Source organism: Mucilaginibacter frigoritolerans, from assembly GCF_007830615.1.
Taxonomy (GTDB): domain Bacteria; phylum Bacteroidota; class Bacteroidia; order Sphingobacteriales; family Sphingobacteriaceae; genus Mucilaginibacter; species Mucilaginibacter frigoritolerans.
In genome coordinates, this window is sequence record NZ_VLLI01000002.1 from 83,875 (window position 1) to 99,168 (window position 15,294).

Below are 15,294 nucleotides of genomic sequence, written 5' to 3' on the forward strand. Positions count from 1 at the left end.
CCGGGCTGATAAACGAAATCCATTAATTGGATAAACTATAATTTGTAATTAAGGGGCATAAGGTATAGCTATTAATAACTGAGGTTGCTTAGAGGTGATAAAAACCAAACACCAGGCAGCATCCTGATTACATAAATTAATTTGAATGAGTGTAAAGCTATTGCGGACGGGTGGTTTTAAATAAACAGTATCGATAAACAACGGTCTTGTATCGATGAGTGCGCTATTTTCATCCATTTAAAGCTGCGTTGGATGCGTTGAAATTTATTGGCACCTTTAAATGCTCTTAACATGCTCAAAGCAACTTATTCAAAAGCAGGAATAAAAAATGAATAAACAGGGCGGGGTTTATGTAGATGAAGGGGTATTAATTATCCGTGTATCGTTTCTGCTTTGCCGTAGTTTTGGATAACCTGAGCTTCGTAGGCTAAATATTGTTTCCAGCGGGCATCCACATCAACATCACCACAGTATTTTTTTGCCAGGCGAATAAACATAGCGTAGTGTGTAGCCTCGCTAATCATCAGTTCATGATAAAAGGTTGACAACTCCTCATCATTAATATTTTCGGATAATACTTTAAAACGTTCGCAACTGCGAGCCTCAATCATTGCTGAAAAAAGTAAGCGGTCAACCAATTGTACAGTTCTTCCGCCGCCAACCACGATGAATTTGCGCAGTTCGTTTACATAGTTGTCCTTGCGTTCGCGGCCCATTACAAAGCCACGCGCCTGTATAATATCATGCACCCGTTTAAAATGGTCCATTTCTTCCTGCACCAATGCTATCATTTCCTGCACCAGGTCAGGCAAGTTTGGATTTTGCACGATAAGAGTGATGCCATTACTGGCAGCCTTCTGTTCGCAAAAAGCATGATCTGTAAGCAGCTCTTCAATATTGCTTTCCACCACGTTCTTAACCCATAGCGGGTCGGTTGGTAATTGCAGCTTAAGGATAGTTTTATCGCTCACAATGCAAAGATAGTTTTTTGATAATTAATGGGGAAGCGCAGATGACTTGAAATGTTTGGATCGATTAAGTAAAGACAAATTATTTTTCCAATGGCTTTTTTTACCTTCTTTCCGCCAAAGGCGAAGAGAGGGTCGACCATCCGCCTAAAGGCGGAGAAGGTCGGGATGAGTCAATACGCCAGTGCATTTACGTTAACGCTGCTTGCAGGGCTTACTCTCCCGATCTACGCTAAGCTGGATCTGCCCTCTCTATTGCGAGCAAAAAAGAGGGCGGGGAAGTCTTTCTTGCCTAAATGACAGTAGATCAATACCGTATTTTTACCCTAAAAATACCGTTAAAGTACGGTTTCCATTGGCTTGGCTATAGCTACCTTAGCATTGATTTATAATCGCACCTAAACCTTATCGCAGTAATATGAAGGCGTTTTGCTGAAAAGCCTGAAACAGAGTAAGCACCTAAACCTTTTTTTAAATCTTAAATCTCATGACCAATCCATTAACCCTGTATGTACCTATAAAGCAAGATGCAAAAACACAGGAAACAGCCCAGGGAATACATGACAATTTTGTAGCCGCCGTTACAGCAGGTCTTGATGCATCAGCCATTGTGCATTATGCCCGTATTTCACTGATTCCTAATGCATCAGGCGAAGGTTTTCATGCCATTATGCTGATGACCGAATTTGATGGCCCGATGAATCCGTACCTGAAATTTTTCTGGGATAATCCGGGAACAAAGCTGGCTTTTTCGGCTATAGCAGCCATTGCTTTAACGCCGCCAAATCCACCGGTAACAGATCTTACAGGTTTTGAGAATTTCATTAACAACAATAACCTTAATGATGCTGGCGATATGTATGCTGCATATCCGCAAACAGTAAAGGAAATTGAGAAGGCTTTTAGCACCGCTAAGGCTCACTAAGGCTTTTGAACTTATCTATCAGCCGGATTCTCCGGCTGATAATTTTTACTTCTTATAATTTTCGAGCCATGCCCGTAAGTAATTCTCAACCAGATAGAAACAATGTACAGGGCATGATTATGCGGGGCTATACGCACCCATGGTCGTGTCATCTGATATTTAAATTTGCCACTCAACCCGGCGCCAAAGGCTTTATTAAAGCCATACTTCCCTACGTTCAATCTGCCGCCGACTGGGGTGATGACAAACCCGAAATGATGCTGAACATCGGCCTTACTTTTACCGGTCTTAAAGTAGTAAGCAAACTTACCACAAGTGATTTGGCAGGCTTTCCACCAACCTTTAAACAGGGGCCTGCTTCGGCGGGTTCGCAGCAATCACTCAATGATGGAAAAAGCAATATCGATACCTGGGTATTTGGGCAAACAGGTAAACAAGTTGATTGTGTTGTACACGTTTATGGCATGGATGAGCCCGCGCTTAATAAGCTGGTTAAAATAGTGGCCGATGCTGCTGTTGCAGGTGGTCTAACCGAATATCTGCCTATTGCCAATGGAACAAAAAGATTGGAGGAGTATGCTACAGTGCCACGTAACAGTATTCATTTTGGCTATTTGGATGGTATTGATCAACCCGCACTTAACTGGGGCAATCCGGATGATCCTGCTGATTTAAGTGCATTCCTGATCGGTTACCCCAATAATACTTCACAACCCGGCCCCTCACAGGGAAATGCGGGGGTCTTTGCTAAAGATGGCTGTTATAATGCCTTTAGGATGTTATACCAGGATGTAGATACCTTCGACAATTTTTTAGATACAAATGCAAAGGAAATAGCGCCTAAACTTGGCCTGTCAATTGCTGATGCTACAGAATGGATGGCGGCGAAACTAAACGGACGCTGGAGAGACGGATCGCCTCTTGAATTAACCCCTGATAAGCCTAATCCGGAACTCAGCCATGCTACCGCTTTTGGATATTCGGGCGATACCACTGGTATGAAGTGCCCATTTTCCGCACATAACCGGGTTGCTAACCCGCGCGACGAGGTGTTATCAGAGCCCGGCTTACCACCAAGACTGATAAGAAGAGGCATGGCTTATGGCCAGCCCTTTAATTCAAAAACAGCAAGTGAGGACAGGGGATTGATAGGCCTATTTTTATGTGGTTCCTTATCAAACCAGTTTGAGCTGCTTTACTCCTGGATCAACACCACAAATTTTAGTAATATATTTCCGAACCAACAGGGACAGGACGCCTTAATTGCCAACAGAAGCATGCCCGGTGCTGATACCTCTTTTACCATCCCTACTTCAAAAGGCCCGGTAGAAATAGAAAGTCTGCCTCAATTTGTAGTTACTCGCGGAACGGCATACTGTTTATTACCCAGTATAAGTACTTTAAAAAGTATTGTGGAATAAGCCCCCTCTAAACGACGAAGCCCTCATGAATGCCATAAAGAACAAATGATAGCTATGAATAATCTCCCCCGGGTGGGGAGACTTTAGCTTAGATCATGTTTATTTTTAAGTCCTTCCGCCTATAGGCGGAGAGGATTTAGGTGGGGCTGTCCTCTACTTGTAATATATCAATGATAAATGCCCCTGCATAAGGGTATAGTTTGCTTTACTAAAATCATTTTATTTAACTTGCCTGTCTAATAGACAATTTAAACAAAATGAAAAAGATCCTCTTCTTATTTCTTGCCTTACACCTGTCGGGATTAGGTTTTGCACAGGTAAAAGTGGAACACTTGCTTACCGAAAATCAAACTGATCCACTTTCTATTGATGCTTTAACCCCACGATTCAGCTGGCAAATAACCGAAGCGAATAAGAGGAGCGTAATGCAATCGGCATATGAAATTAAAGTAAAAAAAGGCAATCATGCATTATGGAGCAGCGGTAAAGTAATATCCGATCAATCCATATATGTGCCTTATAAAGGTGAAACACTGGTATCGGGCCAGAAATATACCTGGCAGGTAAGGGTTTGGGATAATTCAGGGAATGCTTCTGGATGGAGTGCTCCGGCTAGCTGGCAAATGGGCCTGCTTTCGCCAGCCGATTGGAAAGCACAATGGATAACCCCTGGTTTTGCTGAAGATTCGGTAACAAGGCCTAGCCCCTTGTTCCGTAAGGCCTTTTCTTTATCTAAAAAAGTGGCATCAGCTACCGCTTATATTACCTCTCATGGCTTGTACGAGGCACAAATAAATGGTCACCGTGTAGGCACCGCCTTCTTAACCCCCGGCTGGACCAGCTATAACAAACGCCTGCAATACCAGGCCTATGATGTTACCGCTTTATTACAACAGGGCAAAAATGCCGTAGGCGCCACCTTGGGCAGTGGCTGGTATCGCGGCCATTTTGGTTATAATCCAACACCTAACCTGTACGGCAAAGATATTGCCTTGCTTTTGCAAATTGATATTACTTATACCGATGGCACAAAAGCTACTATAATATCTGACGATAGCTGGAAATCATCAACAGGGCCCGTTCGTTTTGCTGAAATTTATTACGGGGCCACCATTGATGACCGCATGCAGCAAAAAAATTGGTCGACCACTAATTTTGATGATAAGGGCTGGTATGGGGTAACTGTAAAAGACTTTACCAAAAACACACTGATAGCTACCTATAATGAGCCGGTGCGCAAGCATGAAACGTTTAAACCCGTAAAAATATTTACAACCCCTAAAGGCGAAAAGGTAATTGACTTTGGCCAAAACCTGGTAGGATGGGTACAAATGAAAGTAACCGGGAAATCCGGAGATAAAATAACACTGTCACATGCTGAGGTAATTGACAAAGCAGGCAATTTTTATACCGACAACTTAAGAACAGCCCGCTCACAGAATGTATACATCCTTAACGGAGAAGGAGAGGAAACTTTTGAGCCTCAATTTACCTGGCAGGGTTTCAGATACATTAAGGTAGAGGGATACCCCGGCGATTTAAAGCCTGAAGATTTTACCGCAATCGCTTTATATTCTGACATGGCCCCTACTGGAACTTTCAACTGTTCCAATACACTTATTAACCAGTTGCAGCATAATATTCAGTGGGGACAAAAGGGGAACTTCCTGGATGTGCCCACAGATTGCCCGCAGCGGGATGAACGCCTGGGCTGGACAGGCGATGCACAGGTTTTTTCGCGCACGGCAACTTACAATATGAACGTGCACAACTTTTTTGCCAAATGGCTTAAGGATGTTGCAGCAGATCAATACGAAAGTGGGAGCGTGCCATTTGTTATCCCCAATGTAATTGCACAGGGACTTAAGTCAGGTCCTGGGGCAAGCACCGGCTGGGCTGATGTATCCACCATTATTCCATGGAACATGTATCTGGCTTATGGCGATAAAAGGATACTGGAAGACCAGTACAGCAGTATGAAGGCCTGGGTTGATTATATGCAACATCAAAGTAAAAATGACCTTTGGAACACTGGCAATCACTTTGGCGATTGGCTTTTTTATAGCGAAAATGACGATAATGATGGGCATTCGGCCATTACCAGTAAATATTTAATAGCCCAGTGTTTTTACGCTTATTCAACCCAACTGCTTATTAATGCCGCAGAAGTTTTGGGTAAAACAGAAGATGTGGCCTACTATAATAACCTTTTAGCGCAAGTAAAAGCTGCTTACTTAAAGGAATATGTAACACCAAACGGCTTAATCTCATCTGATACCCAAACGGCTTATGTACTTGCCCTGCAGTTTGATATGCTGCCCGAAGGTTTAAGGCAACAAGCTGCCGACAGGCTGGTGGCAAACATTCATCGTTATAACAATCACTTAACTACTGGCTTTTTGGGTACCCCATATCTTTGCCATGTGTTGAGTCGTTTTGGTTATGCTGATGTTGCTTACCGGCTATTATTGCAGGATACTTATCCGTCTTGGCTTTACCCTGTAAAAATGGGTGCCACCACTATTTGGGAAAGATGGGATGGCATAAAACCTGATGGTACCTTCGAAACACCAACCATGAACTCATATAACCACTATGCCTATGGTGCCATTGGCGATTGGATGTATCGTGTAATTGCAGGTATTGATACCAAAACTGATGGTCCGGGATATAAACAAATCACCATAAAGCCAACCATTGGTGGTAAATTACAATTTGCTGCAGCTGATTATGAAACCAATTATGGAAAAGTAAGCTCGCACTGGAAACTGGATAATGGGAATTTAATACTGGATGTAGAAATCCCCGCAAATACAACAGCAACCATTTATATACCCGTAAGTAATAATGGCACCGTAACAGAAAGCGGTAAGCCCGTTAATACCGATGCTGCTATCAAATTAGCCGAACCGATAAGCGGATATCTGGTAGTAAGTGTAGGTTCAGGCAGTTACCATTTTATTTCAACCCTGTAAAAATTAGCTTTACCGTTCCTATGTACATTATCTGAATTTTAGCCCCCTTTAAATCTCCCCCGGTAGGGGAGACTTTAGCTTCGCTCGCGTTTATTTTCTGAAGTCCTTCCGCCTATAGGCGTAGAGGATTTAGGAGGGGCTTCTTATTTTCTGAATAAGGAAATAACCCAAATGATAATAGCAATAACAACAATAACCGAAATTATGCCCACTACTGCACCGGCTTTAAAAATCCCGGCAATTACCGAGCAGCTACTCAGGCACAAAAGCAGCAGGATAACTGATAAATAACTTAACTTTTTCATGGTAAGTGTTTTAATTTGAATAGTATAATAACAAAAAGACCAAATAAGTTTTATACTGTTTAAAAAGGTTCATTAAGGTGGTTGGTCAAAATAACACCAGCTCATATTTTCTTACTACTTTTACCTTTCGCAATCCAATTATTAATGAGCAATTCTTTTAACCGCCCTATACGTGTATTAGTTGCCAAAGTGGGCCTTGACGGTCACGACCGCGGAGCCCGCATTATTGCTACCTCGCTACGCGATGCCGGCATGGAAGTAATTTATACCGGACTGCGACAAACACCCGAAATGGTAGTAAATACCGCTTTACAAGAAGATGTGGACGCCATTGGTATTTCTATACTATCAGGTGCCCACATGACAGTTTTCCCCAAGATCATCAACCTAATAAAAGAAAAAAAAATGGACGATGTTTTGGTAACGGGTGGAGGTATTATCCCGCAGGATGATATGAATGAGTTAAAAAAATTAGGCGTAGGTGAACTTTTTCCACCGGGTACCCATACACAAGATATTGTTACTTATATAACCAATTGGGTGCACAAGCACCGCAATTTCTAAAACATTAAACTATGTCATTCCAAAATTTACTGATAGAACATAAAGGGCGCATCCAGTATATTATTATTAATCGCGAAAGCAAACTGAATGCATTAAATAAAGCTACCATTGCCGAATTGCATACCGCATTTTACGAAGCTTTTCATAATCCGGCAGTTGGAGGAATTATATTAACAGGGGCCGGAGCAAAAGCTTTTGTGGCTGGTGCCGATATTTCAGAATTTGCCGGTCTTGATGTCAATGCCGGGCGCGAACTGGCAAGACTTGGCCAATCATTGGTTTTTAATGCGATAGAAAATGGCAATAAGCCTGTTATAGCAGCTATTAATGGTTTTGCCTTAGGTGGAGGATTGGAATTGGCTATGGCCTGTCATATCAGGGTTGCTGCCGATTCTGCCAAAATGGGCCTGCCGGAAGTTACTTTGGGATTGATGCCTGGCTATGGCGGTACACAGCGTTTAACCCAACTAGTGGGTAAAGGCAAGGCCCTTGAAATGATTATGACGGCCGATATGATCACTGCTACTGAAGCCCATCAGTACAGATTAGTTAACCACGTAACAAGCGCCGAAGAACTGCTGCCTAAAGCAGAAGAAATACTAAATAAGATTCTATTACGTGCCCCATTGGCTATTTCGGCTGCTATAACTGCTGTAAATGCAGCGGCGAAAGATGGTATAAACGGTTTCGAAATTGAGATGGATGAATTCGGGAAATGCTTTAAAACGAAGGATCTTCAGGAAGGAATTTCGGCATTTTTACAAAAGCGAAAACCAGAATTTAAGGGCGAGTAAGTGTGATTTTTACACTACCCTGACCAAAGAACCCATATGGTCAAAAATTATCTTGTTATCAATCAAGCGATTGAATAATCGTGACATTTGAATGAAAAAAGATAAATGATTTGTGCTGTTACTTTGTTCCGTGTTTTAACAAACACATAATAATTTAATAACATACAATCATGAAAAGTTCATTTAAAATTTCAGCTTTAATCTTAGCATTTGCAGGTTTAAGCTTCGGTGCAAAAGCACAAACAGCCACTACTAAATCTTCAACTTCGTCAAACGGAATAATTTTAAGCATAGGTGTTGACGCGGGTTTACCTACAGGTAGCAGTTTTAAAAATGCCTATGACTGGAACTTAGGTGGTTCAGTTCAAGCTGACATCCCGGTTATTTCAAACTCACTTTATGTTACTGTAAACGCAGGTTATGATAACATATTTGGTAAAAATAACGTTGACGGTTTAGGCGTTGATGCTACTAACATCCAGTTATTACCGGTAAAAGCAGGTTTAAAGTATTTTATCGTTCCTCACTTTTATGTACAAGGTGAAGCAGGTGCATCTTTCTTATTAAATAAATCAAGTCTTGCTGCCGACAAAACTGCCGCTTTTGTTTACGCTCCTCAACTAGGTTATCAGTTCCCATTGGGTGGCAAAAGCTATCTTGATGCAGGTGTAAGATATGAAGGTAACAGCAGCTTTTACAATGGCTCTGGTAACGATGTTAAATTTAACTTCGTTGGCTTACGTGTAGCTTACGCATTTTCTACAAAGTAAAATTTTTACGCACTACTATTAACAAAAGGGGGCCATAAGCCTCCTTTTGTTGTTTATACAACTTTTTGTTGCTTAAAAACGTATGATAGGATTAAATTCATAAATTAGCAGATTAGTATGATAATTACCGCATAAAACCTTTATTTGTAACTATAAATAGCTAAATTGAAATATTATTGGGCAGCTGGTTCACATATAAAAATGGCTTAAAATAGCTTCATATTGCTTAAAAATATATAATTTAATACTAATGAAAAAAATACTCATCATTGATGATGAAGTTAATGTTGCGTTATTACTCTCAAAATTTTTAACGCGAAACGGATTTGATGTTACTACCGCATCAACCGGTACTATTGGGATGGAGTACCTGAAAACCGGGGACTTTAACCTTGTTTTGTGCGATTTCAGGCTGGAGGATACAGATGGGCGAGAGATGCTTAAAAATATTAAAACGCAATATCCAAAAACCGGTGTTATTATTATTACCGGTTACTCGGATATAAAAATGGCCGTTGAGCTTATAAAAATGGGTGCATATGATTATATCACCAAACCATTATACCCCGATGAAATATTAAATACTATTACCAAGGCTATTGAAACACACTATGCCCTGGTTGAAAACGTTGTAGAAAACGTAACCCCGGATAAATCAAGCCGGGAAATAAAAAAACAAGCTTTTGCCGGTGAGTTTGTTGTTGGTACCAGTAAGGCATCAAAAGAATTACTCAGGCAAATTGAATTGGTAGCCCCTACCAATTACAGCGTAATTATTTTAGGTGAAAGTGGTACCGGTAAAGAATCGGTAGCAAAAAGTATTCATTTAAATAGCCCACGTTATAACCAGCCATTTATAGCGATGGATTGCGGGTCATTAACCAAAGAGCTTGCAGCAAGTGAGTTTTTCGGTCACGAAAAGGGATCTTTTACAGGCGCACTGTATACCAAAATAGGCCATTTTGAAATGTCCAATGGCGGAACTTTATTTTTAGATGAGGTAGGAAACCTGTCATACGAAATACAGGCAGCATTACTAAGAACGGTGCAGGAACGTAAGGTAAAGCGAATCGGCAGCACCAAAGAGATCAACCTGGATGTACGCATCATCATAGCTACCAATGAAAACCTGCAGGAAGGCATCCAAAAAGGAAAATTCAGGGAAGATTTGTATCATCGCTTCAACGAGTTCAGTATTTATATACCGCCACTGCGAGACCGTGGTAATGATATTATGCTGCTGGCCGATCATTTTTTGAGGCTGGCTAACCATGAACTGGGTAGAAACGTTACTGCCTTTTCGCCAGAGGTGATAGAGTGTTTTATGAACTATCGCTGGCAGGGAAATATACGGGAATTAAAAAATGTTGTACGCCGGGCAGCATTGCTTACCGAAGGCAATGAGATTTTAATGAAAGCGTTACCGCTCGAAATATCAAACTTTAAAATACCCGTATATGATTACTCGAATAACCACACCGAACAGGTAGAGGTTAAAGAACCAAGGCACGACTTAAAAAATGCGGCACTTGAAGCGGAGTATGAAACCATTTTAAAAGTGCTGCGCGAAGTAAACTTCAATAAAACAAAAGCAGCCGAAATATTAAACATTGATAGAAAAACGCTCTATAATAAAATGAAAGCCATTAACATAAAATAAAGAAGATGGAAGGATTCGCAGACGATAACGAAACACACGGGAACTTTGTTGATACAGAAACCTTGCGAAGCCTGAGGCATGATATTAATAACCAGCTCTCCAACGTATTGCTGGCGCTCGAACAACTTCGCTACGAAATACCTGATGCATCAGAAGATTGTACCTTTTACATGGATTCTATATCTATCAGTGCAGCTAAAATAAATGCTTTGTTAAAAGCAACAGAATAGTTCTGTATATCTCCGGTTATTTTTGTTAAATTCAATATCTGGTCATTAAATTTATTACAGTTTAAGGCCAAACCTTTTATTGCTTTTTCGCTTTATAAGGTAAAATAATTTAGCTTTAATGTCAATTTTCAACTATAAACAGCGTAATAATATTATTCTGGCAAGCATTGTAATACTTGGTTGCTTCATTTTGTATTCATTAAGCGGTTTATTTAGTTCTATTTTAGGCGCCATTGTGCTCTTCACTATATTCAGGCCTGTTTATAAGCACTTCGTTGATAATAAACATTGGAATAAGACCCTGGTTACCCTATTAATAATTTTTACCTCATTAGTTGTAGTTATTATTCCGTTAATGTCATTGAGTATACTGGTAGTTAATAAAATTGGCTCCATTAATCACAGTACATTTAATTTACAGGAGTGGGTAACCAAAATTGATGCCTATGCCGGCCACAATTTTAATCAGCCACATATTGCCGAAAATACCATCCAAAAATTAGGCGTTTACGCTACCGATCTGTTCCCTTCTATTGTGGGTAGTGCTGCCAGTATTTTTATCACCTTACTGGTAATGTATTTTTTGCTCTATTTTATGTTTACCCAGATAAAAGAATTTGAAGCAGGATTGCTCAGATATGCCCCTTTTCGCGAGCAACATGCTTTAAAATTTGCCAATGCCCTTCGCAATGCCACCTACTCAAACGTGTTGGGCCAGGGCATAATAGCTATTGTACAGGGAACCTTGCTGGCAAACGGGTTTTGGATATTTGGCTTACCCGATCCGATCTTCTGGGGAGTAATAGGCGCCTTTATTTCATTTTTACCGGTTGTTGGTGCCCCAACACTTACCATACCAGCCGGTATTATTTTAATAGCCGAGGGCCATTCTTTAAAAGGAATATTGTTACTTGCATATGGGTTGCTGTTTATTGGCAATATTGACAATGTGTTAAGGATGATTATCAATAAACGGATTGCCAATACGCACCCCATTATATCCATTATCGGGGTTTTTATAGGTATACCGCTTTTTGGAATTTTAGGCCTGGTTTTTGGGCCTTTATTATTATCTTACTTTCTGTTGCTGCTGGAAATTTATGAAACAAACCGCATGGCAGCTGACAGACTTGAACGAATACGCACTGGACCTGATAACATAAACTGACAGATGATTATATTTGTGACACGTTTAGATTTCATGTTTTAAACGTACAGATGTAACAAAATAGACAATTAGTCCGTTTTGTATCAATTGGCAGGATATTTAATTAAAATAAAAACAATTAATCAACTTTAAAATTTATAGTATATGAACGATAACTCAAAAGTATTTGTCGCATTGCTGGTAGGGCTGGCGGCAGGAGCAGCATTGGGCGTATTATTTGCACCAGACAAAGGAAATGAAACACGTGACAAACTTGCTGAATCATTAAAAAACCTTGGTGATTCAATAAAAGAAACAGCCACGGCTGAAATTGATAACCTGCTTAATTTAAAAGACAAGGTTGTTGGCAATATCAAAACAAAAATTAACGGCGCTGAACAAGAATACCAGGACGATCTGGAACACGCATAAACATAAAATCAATAGTTTTTAGTCCATAGTTATCATAAAACTTGGACTAAAAGCTGAAGATTAAACACTACAAACACCTATGGAAAACCAAACTCCTCCACCTATTATTGATCAGCTGAAGGACTATGCTGAAACGCGTATTAAGCTGGCAAAATACCAGGCCATTGAAGGCGGTACGTCCATCGCAGCCGGTTTAATAGCTGATGTTGTTGTGTTTTTGTTCAGCTTGCTGGCATTTATATTTGCAAGTTTTACAGTAGCCTATTTATTAGGCAGCTTGTTAGGGGCAACATGGATTGGCTTTGGCTGTGTTTCTTTTATTTATTTACTAATTGCACTTATTGTAAAGGCTAAAAAACAAAGTCTGGAATTGCCAATTGTTAATGCCATTATCCGAAAGATCTTTAAAAACTAACAACAATGGATTTACCTATCAAAAACATCGAAGATCTTAGGCAAGAAATATATCGCTTAAAAGGCCTTGAAGAACAAAAAAGCGTTGCATTGGCACAGCGTTTCAGAAGCCCATCTGCCTTGTTTTCAACTTTAATGACTTTGTTTCCTAAATCACCTAATGCCGATGGAACTAAAAACGCAGGTTTTTTTGAGCAGGATATAGTAGGTATCATATCTCGTTTTATTTTACCTTTTACACTTAACCGCACCTTATTCAGAAACTCAAACATTATTATTAAAACACTGGTAGGCCTGGTTTCTCAAAAAGCATCACATTTTATTAGTGAAGAATCATTAGTTGGCCTCTGGGATAAGGTAAAAACGCTTTTCAAAAGTAAGCCAAAGGCCGAAGATGCGCTGCATAAAGGTGTACCCCCATTAAGTGAAACATATTAATACTTGCCTCTGATTCTGTCAGCACAAATCAACTTATAAGTCATTTTTCATGACTTAATGCTCCGTGTTATTTACTTCGGGCTTAGAATTGTATATTCGGGAAATCTTTTGAGCAATGAACGCATACGAATTTTTTAAAGACCTGCACTCAGGTTTCAGGTACGTGGTATTTATAATGGTATTATTGGCCATCATTCAGTCTTTATTCGGCTGGCTGGGTAAAAAACCATATACCGAAGTTAACCGCCGTGTTAATTTATTTGCGCTGATATCAGCCCATACCCAATTACTTATTGGCATTGTACTGTACATTTTGAGCCCTAATGTTCAATTTAACAGCAGTACCATGAAAACAGAAACTACCCGTTACTTTACTGTTGAGCATTGGTTGATGATGGTTATTGCTATTGTTTTAATCACCATTGGACATAGCAAATCAAAAAAAATCATTCTTCCGGAAGGCAAACACAAAACCATTGCAATTTTCTATATCATAGCCTTTTTAATAATTATTGGGGCAATTGTAGCCGGACATTTACCGGTAATTGGATCCAATTAATAAAAAAATGAAGAAAAAATTTGCTAATTCAATTTTCTTTATAAATTTGTGACCACAATGATCAAAATCAATCATAATAACAGCTGGTGGCACCAATTAAATTTGGCAGCCGGAGATATATTTGATCTGAAAGACTAATCAATTGTAAACCTAGATAGGAAACCCGGCGAACCTCATTCGTCGGGTTTTTTTGTTTTAAAGATGTTTTTAAAGGATATGAAAAAATATAAAATTGTAACCACCCATAAAAAGCTGCTGGCTGACACCACCACACCGGTTAGCATTTATCTTAGGCTAAGGGATGTATTCCCAAATTCGCTGTTGCTGGAGAGCTCAGACTACCATAGCCGCGAAAACAGCATGAGCTATGTTTGCTGTGAGCCAATAGCCGGTTTACTGCTTAATGATGGCATTTTTAAATTAAGCTACCCGGATGGGGCCGAAGAAAGCTATGCAGCCGGGGAGTTTGATCTCATTACCCAGATCAATAACTTTATTGGCAGCTTTGATACAACCGCCAATCCTTCAAAAATAATATCGAACGGATTATTTGGTTATTTTACACATGAAGCAGTTGAACATTTCGAAACCATCCGCCTTAAAAAAAGTGATGACCAGAGCCGCAAGATCCCGGTAATGCAGTATAATATTTACCGCTACATTATTGCGATAGATCACTTTAAAAATGAGCTTTATATTTTCCATAACCAGCCCGAAGGCGAAACGGAGAAACACGGCTTAGACAGACTGGCCGACCTGATTAAGAATAAAAACTTCCCCGAATATAGTTTTGAGAGCCAGGGCGAAGAACAATCCAACCTAACCAATGAAGAATTTATTGCTGTAGTTGAAAAAATGAAGCAGCATATTTACAGGGGTGATGTATTTCAGATTGTTCCTTCAAGGGGCTTTTCGCGCAAGTTTTTGGGCGATGAGTTTAATGTTTACCGGGCGTTGCGTTCTATCAACCCATCCCCTTATCTGTTTTATTTTGACTATGGCGATTTCAGAATTTTCGGTTCATCGCCAGAGGCGCAGATCACCGTTAAAAATGAAGTTGCCAATATTTTCCCGATAGCGGGTACCTTTAAACGCAGCGGCGACGATGTAAAAGACGCAGAAATAGCCCGCGAGCTGGAAAATGATCCCAAAGAATCAGCAGAGCATGTAATGCTGGTTGATTTGGCCCGTAATGACTTGAGCAGGCACTGTGGCCAGGTACAGGTAAAAGCATTTAAAGAAGTGCAGTATTACTCTCACCTTATCCATCTGGTATCGCACGTAAGCGGCAAATTACTTCCGGGAGTTTCATCCTTTAAGGTTGTAGCGGATACTTATCCGGCAGGCACATTGAGTGGTGCTCCCAAATACCGCGCTATGGAAATCATCGACCAAAATGAAAAAACAAAACGCAGCTTTTACAGCGGAGCTATCGGCTTTTTAGGTTTCAATGGCGATTTTAACCATGCCATAATGATCCGCTCATTTTTAAGTAAAAACAATACGCTGCATTACCAGGCCGGGGCCGGAATTGTAGCCGGATCGGTACCTGAAAGCGAATTAAAAGAAGTTGACAATAAAATAGCGGCACTAAGAAAAGCAATTGAACTGGCAGAGGAACTGTAATTCAGTTGGCTGTTTTTAGTGGGCAGTTGGCAGCGGACATATCCGTTTGATAAACTATTAATTTTG

General features: G+C 40.2%; 16 protein-coding genes. 14 read left to right on the forward strand and 2 right to left on the reverse strand.

Annotated features, from left to right (window positions below):
* Positions 1 to 371 precede the first annotated feature (371 nt).
* Complete coding sequence (gene miaE / locus JN11_RS03805; protein ID WP_211360639.1) at positions 372 to 971, reverse strand: tRNA-(ms[2]io[6]A)-hydroxylase; 600 nt, start codon at positions 969 to 971, stop codon at positions 372 to 374.
* A 484-nt stretch (positions 972 to 1,455) separates the two neighbouring features.
* Between miaE and JN11_RS03810 the strand changes: the two genes are divergently transcribed.
* The 3 genes from JN11_RS03810 to JN11_RS03820 all read left to right on the forward strand — a co-directional run bounded on the left by JN11_RS03810 (position 1,456) and on the right by JN11_RS03820 (position 6,289).
* Positions 1,456 to 1,893 (forward strand): hypothetical protein, encoded by a 438-nt coding sequence (locus JN11_RS03810; RefSeq protein WP_144909799.1) that lies wholly within the window; start codon positions 1,456 to 1,458, stop codon positions 1,891 to 1,893.
* Between the two features lie 68 nt (positions 1,894 to 1,961).
* Entirely contained in the window at positions 1,962 to 3,314 is a 1,353-nt protein-coding gene (locus JN11_RS03815) for a Dyp-type peroxidase (RefSeq protein WP_144909801.1), read from the forward strand.
* 257 nt (positions 3,315 to 3,571) lie between these two features.
* Positions 3,572 to 6,289 (forward strand): glycoside hydrolase family 78 protein, encoded by a 2,718-nt coding sequence (locus JN11_RS03820; protein ID WP_144909803.1) that lies wholly within the window; start codon positions 3,572 to 3,574, stop codon positions 6,287 to 6,289.
* Between the two features lie 143 nt (positions 6,290 to 6,432).
* Here the strand turns inward: JN11_RS03820 and JN11_RS24365 are convergent, their stop codons facing one another.
* Complete coding sequence (locus JN11_RS24365) at positions 6,433 to 6,594, reverse strand: hypothetical protein (RefSeq protein ID WP_170227685.1); 162 nt, start codon at positions 6,592 to 6,594, stop codon at positions 6,433 to 6,435.
* A 144-nt stretch (positions 6,595 to 6,738) separates the two neighbouring features.
* Here JN11_RS24365 and JN11_RS03825 point away from each other — a divergent pair, with 144 nt between their 5' ends.
* The 11 genes from JN11_RS03825 (at position 6,739) to JN11_RS03875 (ending at position 15,228) form a co-directional block, all read left to right on the forward strand.
* On the forward strand, positions 6,739 to 7,158 hold the full coding sequence (locus JN11_RS03825) for a cobalamin B12-binding domain-containing protein (RefSeq protein WP_144909805.1): 420 nt from the start codon (positions 6,739 to 6,741) through the stop codon (positions 7,156 to 7,158).
* An 11-nt stretch (positions 7,159 to 7,169) separates the two neighbouring features.
* Positions 7,170 to 7,952: an enoyl-CoA hydratase/isomerase family protein gene (locus JN11_RS03830; protein WP_144909807.1), complete on the forward strand. Its 783-nt coding sequence runs from the start codon at positions 7,170 to 7,172 to the stop codon at positions 7,950 to 7,952.
* Positions 7,953 to 8,122: 170 nt separating this feature from the next.
* Entirely contained in the window at positions 8,123 to 8,722 is a 600-nt protein-coding gene (locus JN11_RS03835) for a hypothetical protein (RefSeq protein ID WP_144909809.1), read from the forward strand.
* Between the two features lie 250 nt (positions 8,723 to 8,972).
* On the forward strand, positions 8,973 to 10,382 hold the full coding sequence (locus tag JN11_RS03840; protein WP_144909810.1) for a sigma-54-dependent transcriptional regulator: 1,410 nt from the start codon (positions 8,973 to 8,975) through the stop codon (positions 10,380 to 10,382).
* A 5-nt stretch (positions 10,383 to 10,387) separates the two neighbouring features.
* Positions 10,388 to 10,612 (forward strand): hypothetical protein, encoded by a 225-nt coding sequence (locus JN11_RS03845; protein ID WP_144909812.1) that lies wholly within the window; start codon positions 10,388 to 10,390, stop codon positions 10,610 to 10,612.
* A 118-nt stretch (positions 10,613 to 10,730) separates the two neighbouring features.
* Complete coding sequence (locus JN11_RS03850; RefSeq protein ID WP_144909814.1) at positions 10,731 to 11,780, forward strand: AI-2E family transporter; 1,050 nt, start codon at positions 10,731 to 10,733, stop codon at positions 11,778 to 11,780.
* Between the two features lie 144 nt (positions 11,781 to 11,924).
* Positions 11,925 to 12,191, forward strand: a complete 267-nt coding sequence (locus JN11_RS03855; protein WP_144909816.1) for a YtxH domain-containing protein — start codon at positions 11,925 to 11,927, stop codon at positions 12,189 to 12,191.
* A gap of 79 nt (positions 12,192 to 12,270) precedes the next feature.
* Positions 12,271 to 12,606 carry a phage holin family protein gene (locus JN11_RS03860; RefSeq protein ID WP_144909818.1) on the forward strand — a complete coding sequence of 112 codons (336 nt, stop codon included), beginning with the start codon at positions 12,271 to 12,273 and terminating at the stop codon, positions 12,604 to 12,606.
* A 5-nt stretch (positions 12,607 to 12,611) separates the two neighbouring features.
* A complete protein-coding gene (locus JN11_RS03865; RefSeq protein WP_144909820.1) occupies positions 12,612 to 13,043 on the forward strand; it encodes a hypothetical protein in 432 nt (143 codons plus the stop codon).
* A 115-nt stretch (positions 13,044 to 13,158) separates the two neighbouring features.
* Complete coding sequence (locus JN11_RS03870; protein ID WP_144909822.1) at positions 13,159 to 13,602, forward strand: cytochrome B; 444 nt, start codon at positions 13,159 to 13,161, stop codon at positions 13,600 to 13,602.
* Positions 13,603 to 13,818: 216 nt separating this feature from the next.
* Positions 13,819 to 15,228 carry an anthranilate synthase component I family protein gene (locus JN11_RS03875; RefSeq protein ID WP_144909823.1) on the forward strand — a complete coding sequence of 470 codons (1,410 nt, stop codon included), beginning with the start codon at positions 13,819 to 13,821 and terminating at the stop codon, positions 15,226 to 15,228.
* Positions 15,229 to 15,294 lie beyond the last annotated feature (66 nt).